The sequence below is a fragment of the Martinezella dioscoreae genome (genome assembly GCF_009176305.1).
In the GTDB taxonomy this organism is placed as follows: domain Bacteria; phylum Pseudomonadota; class Alphaproteobacteria; order Rhizobiales; family Rhizobiaceae; genus Rhizobium; species Rhizobium dioscoreae.
Genome location: NZ_BLAJ01000047.1, coordinates 1 through 693, shown reverse-complemented (window position 1 = coordinate 693; position 693 = coordinate 1). Strand labels below are relative to the sequence as shown.

Sequence of the window (693 nt, the reverse complement as noted above, 5' to 3'; positions counted from 1 at the left end):
GGACGACCGCCGGGTGATCAGTGGCATCGTCTACGTCATCAAGCATGGCATGCAGTGGAAGGATGCGCCGAAGGACTACGGTCCGCACAAGACGCTCTACAATCGCTTCATTCGCTGGAGCCGCCTTGGTGTCTTTGACCGCATCTTCGCGGCCCTGACGGTCGATGGCGCGAAGTCCGAGCGGATCATGATCGATGCCACGCATCTCAAGGCACATCGCACGGCCGCAAGCCTGCTAAAAAAGGGGATGTTCCCCGTCGTATCGGGCGAACCAAAGGTGGACTGAACTCCAAGCTGCACACGGTTTGCGATGACGAAGGCCGCCCAATCGTCATGCTGCTCAGTGAAGGCCAGATGAGCGATCACAAAGGCGCACGGCTCGTTCTCGACGCTTTGCCGCCCGCCAAAGTCCTCATTGCCGATCGCGGCTACGACAGCACGCCATTCCGTGAGGCATTGCAGGCAAAAGGCATCGAACCCTGCATTCCATCGAGCCGCAGCCGGAAAGTGCCATATCCCTATGACAAAACGCTTTATCGCAAGCGCCACAAGGTCGAGAATCTCTTCGCAAAACTCAAGGACTGGCGCCGCATCGCAACTCGCTACGATCGATGCGCGCACACCTTCTTCTCGGCAATATGTATCGCCGCAACCGTCATCTTCTGGCTCTGAGCAATGAGTCCTGAGCCTAGA

The 693-nt window shown here is 57.9% G+C and carries 1 protein-coding gene and 1 pseudogene; both read left to right on the top strand.

The annotated features are described in order from the left end of the window. Nucleotides 1-49 precede the first annotated feature (49 nt). On the top strand, nucleotides 50-286 hold the full coding sequence (locus tag GDN47_RS31855; RefSeq protein ID WP_233790234.1) for a transposase: 237 nt from the start codon (nucleotides 50-52) through the stop codon (nucleotides 284-286). Continuing rightward, a pseudogene (locus GDN47_RS32215) lies at nucleotides 235-672 on the top strand (IS5 family transposase); the annotation flags it as partial. The gene GDN47_RS31855 and the pseudogene GDN47_RS32215, both read left to right, overlap by 52 nt. Nucleotides 673-693 lie beyond the last annotated feature (21 nt).

Coding starts and splice junctions, on each gene's coding strand:
- GDN47_RS31855 (WP_233790234.1), top strand. CDS start 50: ATGCAGTGGAAGGATGCGCCGAAGGACTACGGTCCGCACAAGACGCTC.